At 44.5% G+C, this 5,160-nt stretch carries 4 protein-coding genes and 1 pseudogene; 3 read left to right on the forward strand and 2 right to left on the reverse strand.

Annotated elements, in window-relative coordinates; all coding sequences use genetic code 11:
* Window positions 1-806 (forward strand): annotated as a pseudogene (locus F6K20_RS23410) (S-layer family protein); the annotation flags it as partial.
* Window positions 807-1,521: 715 nt separating this feature from the next.
* Here F6K20_RS23410 and F6K20_RS23415 read toward each other — a convergent pair.
* Entirely contained in the window at window positions 1,522-1,728 is a 207-nt protein-coding gene (locus F6K20_RS23415) for a hypothetical protein (RefSeq protein WP_008188216.1), read from the reverse strand.
* Between the two features lie 194 nt (window positions 1,729-1,922).
* On the reverse strand, window positions 1,923-3,275 hold the full coding sequence (locus tag F6K20_RS23420; protein WP_008188218.1) for a DNA cytosine methyltransferase: 1,353 nt from the start codon (window positions 3,273-3,275) through the stop codon (window positions 1,923-1,925).
* A 271-nt stretch (window positions 3,276-3,546) separates the two neighbouring features.
* Between F6K20_RS23420 and F6K20_RS23425 the strand changes: the two genes are divergently transcribed.
* Window positions 3,547-3,831: a hypothetical protein gene (locus tag F6K20_RS23425; RefSeq protein WP_202799259.1), complete on the forward strand. Its 285-nt coding sequence runs from the start codon at window positions 3,547-3,549 to the stop codon at window positions 3,829-3,831.
* 310 nt (window positions 3,832-4,141) lie between these two features.
* A partial coding sequence (locus F6K20_RS23430) for a sodium:solute symporter family protein (protein ID WP_287296207.1) occupies window positions 4,142-5,160 on the forward strand: 1,019 nt, incomplete at its 3' end.

Raw genomic sequence — 5,160 nt, forward strand, 5'->3', positions numbered from 1 at the left:
TCAATATTACTCTATTTTCCCGTAACATCCGACTCCTCAACGAAAGCAAGATTAGAACTGACGCCCAGAATGTAACTGGGGGCAATATCACCATTGATACTGAAACCTTAGTCGGTCTGGGAAATAGCGACATCACCGCCAATGCTGAATTTGGCCCAGGAGGTAGTGTTGAGATTAATGCCCAAGGCATCTTTGGTTTAGAGTTTCGAGACCGTCTAACTCCAGACAATGACATCACCGCCACCTCCACCCTTGGCTCATCCTTCAACGGTGATGTAATCCTCAACATCTCCCAGGTAGACCCCACCTCAGGCTTAACGGAATTACCAGCAAGCCCCGTAGATGCAGAAGCGATCCTGGCCAATGACCTTTGTGGCTTTGAAAATAATCGGATTGCTGGCGGGAGTTCCTTTATCATTACCGGAAAAGGCGGTTTACCAGCTAGTGCAGAAGATCCGGTGATTAATGCCCACAGAACAGTGAGGTGGCGAACTCGTCCTGGCTTACCCAGCAGCAGCAGGAAACAATCATTACAGCAATTACAGCAGCAACCTTCAGTGATACAGCCTCAACCTCCCGAAGAAAAAAAAGTGATTATCGAAGCCCAAGGCTGGGTCAGAGCAAAGGATGGCACAATTATTCTGACTGCGCAACCGTTTAGGGGGACTCCTGTTGATCAGATATTGCCCCATCTTGATTGCCATTCGGGAGGAGGGAATCGGGAGGAGGGAATCGGGAGGAGGGAATCGGGAGTCGTCAGCCATCAGCCATCAGCTATCAGCTATCAGCCAAAGGCCAATGGCTGACAGCTGACAGCTGACGGCACCTCAAGTAGCGTGCGCGTAGCGCATATGCTTACCGGGAGTCGGGAGATGAGGAGAATTATCGGGGAAATTATTGTATATTTGGATACATATTTTTAGGGATTTATACCCAATAGTTACCAGAGGGTTTAAGAAAAGTTGCACCTGGCTGACAAGAAACGATCAGCCAGAGTTCAATGCAACTATCAACTCACAAATTTTAATCATAACAAAAACTGAGATCAACACTGATCTCTTTTGGATCTAGGTAAGCTGTTTGAGCTAGTGGTGCGTTACGGGCAGCAACCTAACCCTGGCTACGAGGCGGAAAATGAGCGCTCCCCTAACGCACCACTAGCAACTGAATCTCTTTACTAGCAGATGGGGTGCTCGGTTGCTCGGTTGCTCAGCTGATGGGAAAAATTTGTATTAAGGCTAATTATCCTCAGATGATATAATTCAAGGTTGGGGGTTGTTTGATATCATGTCCGGATAATTAGTGATAAAAAACTTTCTGAGATTAAACCTTACTCCTTTACTTCTGCCTTCTGCCCTCTGCCTTATGCCCTCTGCCTTGCTTTCCCCAAAGTGTAAGTATTCAACGGGAAATTATATCACTTGCTGCCAACCACAGGTTTAAGAGCGCACAGGGTTCGGGCGCAAGGGAAGCGCCCCTAGAATTGATTGGTTTGACGCTCATGATCAGAAGTGATATAGTTTATTCCACTACTCGAATCAATCCACGGTTCAAACCGTCATAAATCTCTTGGACTAGGGTTTGCTCTTCTAGTGAAAGTGATGCCTTGGCTAGTAAAGCTGACATAAAGAGCTGTTGGTCAATGCGGGTAATTTGGCGCATATGAATAATACGCTTAGCTATTTGCTTAACCGGGAATTTGGGGAAGATGACTTGAAAGGATTTCATGGGCTCCACATAATCTCTGTAATTTTAACTATCGACAATTTTGAAGAGATCTTCTGTGAGAGAAAGTCCTACCTAGTAGTGATTCGAGATCAAGATTTGTTGTGATAGGATAGGGCTTAAGCTGTGATCTGAGTTACAACGATGGCAGACTAGTAGCCGATCAGGGTTGACGGTCGTTATATACAGCATCTTTTCTATGAGAAGAGAACGACAGGAGAAGGGAAGCAGCAGATTAGAAAAGGAATAAATACTACTATATTCCAATACTTAGATGCCTGTAACTGTTTAAAGGTTAATAGTTTGGCATCTGAGAGCTTTATAGTTGTGGTTGGCACTGATGGTTGAACCGCCAACGCTGTCATAATTTGTTTACCCAAAACCCGTCCTAATCGTGGTGGTACAGCATTCCCCACCTGTCGAAATCCATGCCATTTGGTCCCGTGGAAGCGAAACCAATCTGGAAATGAGTGCAGTCTAGCGGCCTCTCGCACGGAGATCACCCGTGGGTAATCAGGATGAATGGGGCGAGGAGAGGTGTAGCGACCGTTTTTATAACCAGTACCTGCTCTGAGGGTATGGCAAGGTTTATCCCAGTGTAAGCGTCGTAAGCGACTGGTAGTTTCTACCTCGCCCATGGGTGTGTTTCTAAACCGCTCAATCGAGCCTTCGGTGTGGTGGGTTTGCAGGGAACTGGTCAATAGTTGAGGATGCCACTGGCGGGGATAGGCAAAGTTACCAGGATCGGTGATCAAATCCCGTAACTTTTCTACATAGGGCATGGCTAAAGCTTGGAGCAGGTCTAGCTGTTCTGGTGTTAGTTCAACACAATCGCTTTTCTGGAGTTCAGGAAAATCATCTAAGTTAGGCAAGTCTGCGATCGCATCCTTAACAGTTACCCATTGGTGAGAGGATAGTTCTGAGGAAGGATAAGCCACTGGTGCTTCCCCAAGCCTAGAACCGAGTAAAAACAACCGCCGCCGTTTTTGTGGCACACCAAAATCTGCTGCATTCAAGACCTGTACTGGTTCAGTTATAGTGTACCCAGCTGCTTTAAACTCACTGATTAGCTGCTCGAACAGGTGTTGGTATTTGTTCTGAGCTAAGCCTGGAACATTCTCCATCACAAAGTAGCGTGGTTGGAGTTCTTTGACCAAACGGCAGAACTCAAACACTAAATTATTGCGTACATCATCTACTTGACGCTTACCGATCAACGAGAATCCCTGACAAGGGGGTCCACCAATGACCAGATCAATGACTAGATCAATGGTAGAAACCTGCGATGAAACCTCTGTACAGTGTTGGTTTTGCTCCCTTTCAGTCCCCCACTCCCTCAGGGCTTTCTGAATTTCTTGACCAGACAGGGTAGCAATGTCGGTACATAAAACCTTGGTTTGAGGGGAATTGAAGGCATACACTGCCCCATGAATTGGGTCTTGTTCAACGGCGAGGGCAACATCAAAGCCCGCCTGCTCAATCCCTAGGGAGAAACCACCAGCACCAGCAAATAAATCAACGGCTAACGGTCGATGAGGGAAATTTGCCATGCCGTTTATGGTAGTCTAATGTTTATTGCGCTGCACGCTTCGGAACAGGGAACAGGGAACAGGGAACAGGTAATGACAAACCTTGTCACATAGCGCTGCTCACGAAAATAGGCAAATTAAATGGACACTAGCTTACCTATAATTGTTGATCAGTAGGAAACACTATTGTTTACCATACCTTAGTTAGTACTCTCTTTTACCATTCACATTAATCTAGCTCTCACAGAAGTCGCGAGTAGTAATAGCAATCCGTGTAGGAATTGTGATAATTTTGATGCCATATTCCCTACTCCCTACTCCCTACTCCCTACTCCCTACTCCCTTTGCTAAAGTGCTGATGCCAATTTTAAAATCCTCATTTTTCTGGTTTTTCTGCTTTACGGTAATTTTCCTGCTATCCCAAGATTTCTGGTCTTGGCAGCAAGACATTTCCTTCTCCTTGCTCCATCTTCCCCCCTGGGTATTCTATTTTATTGCCTTACAAATTCTCCTCGCAGTCGCGTTGTTACTATTTGTGGTAAATTTCTGGGAAACTTCGTCTAAGGAAGACCGTTAAAAATATGACACTAGCTTGTAGGGTGGGCAAAAACAGTTTGCTTCTTTTGAGTATTCTAGATTATATTACTTTGCCCACCCTACTTTAATTAGTAGGGTGGGCAAAAACAGTTTGCTTCTTTTGAGTATTCTAGATTATATTACTTTGCCCACCCTACTTTAATTGGTGTGATAGCTGATAGTTGATAGTAGGGTGGGCAAAAACAGTTTGCTTCTTTTGAGTATTCTAGATTATATTACTTTGCCCACCCTACTTTAATTGGTGTGATAGCTGATAGCTTACACTTCGTCTAAGGAAGACCGTTAAAAATATGACACTAGACTCGATTATTCCCTATGTTGTGCTGGCAGGGTATTTATTAGTAACCCTTGTGGTAGGTCTAGTTGGTTATCGCCAACAAAAAAACACTCCTGATGATTATTTTTTAGCTGACCGTAACATGGGAGCAATTCTCCTATTTTTTACCCTAATTGCTACCAATTTCAGCGCCTTCGCTTTTCTAGGATTTTCAGGATCAGGGTATCGCATTGGTCTGAGTTATTACGGAATGATGGGGTTTGGAACTGGCTTAATCGCACTAACCTTTTATTTTATCGGTTATCGAGTCTGGCTTTTAGGCAACAAACACGGCTTAATCACGCCTTCTGAATTGATTGAAGCCCGTTTCCGTAGGACAGGTGTATCCCCTGGGATTAGCAATACCCTCAAATTAATTTTTCTGGCGGTTATGGTAATTTTCACCATTCCCTACTTAACCCTGCAACCGATTGGAGCTGGCTATATTATTGAAACGTTAACCAATGGACAAATTCCCTATTTTACAGGGGCTACCTTTTTGACAGTTGTGATCGTGCTATATGTGTTCATGGGGGGGATGAGAAGCGTTGCCCTAACCGATGTTATCCAAGGGGTTTTAATGTTTACCTTAATGTTAGCGGCATTGGCAGCAATTGCTTCTAGTTTAGGAGGGATTGCTGAAGCTAACCGTACTGTCTACACCCTCAAACCAGAATTGTTTTCTCGACAGGGTATAGATAATTTTTTTACACATCGTAAGTGGTTTAGCTTTATGATTCTCTGGATGCTTAGTGTCCCTATGTTTCCCCAGATGTTCATGCGCTTTTATGCTTCAAAAACTAGTAATTCTCTAAAAGTTTCGGTAGTGATGTATCCCCTGGTAAGCGCTACCATGTTTATTTGTCCGGTGCTAATCGGAATGTGGGGACATATTTCCTTTTCTGACCTGACAGGAAAAGCATCTGATCAAGTGTTTCCGATGATGCTAACAGAACATACACCAATCTGGCTAGCCTCCTTAGTGATGGTGGG

It is taken from the genome of Moorena sp. SIO2C4 (assembly GCF_010672485.1).
Classification (GTDB): domain Bacteria; phylum Cyanobacteriota; class Cyanobacteriia; order Cyanobacteriales; family Coleofasciculaceae; genus Moorena; species Moorena producens.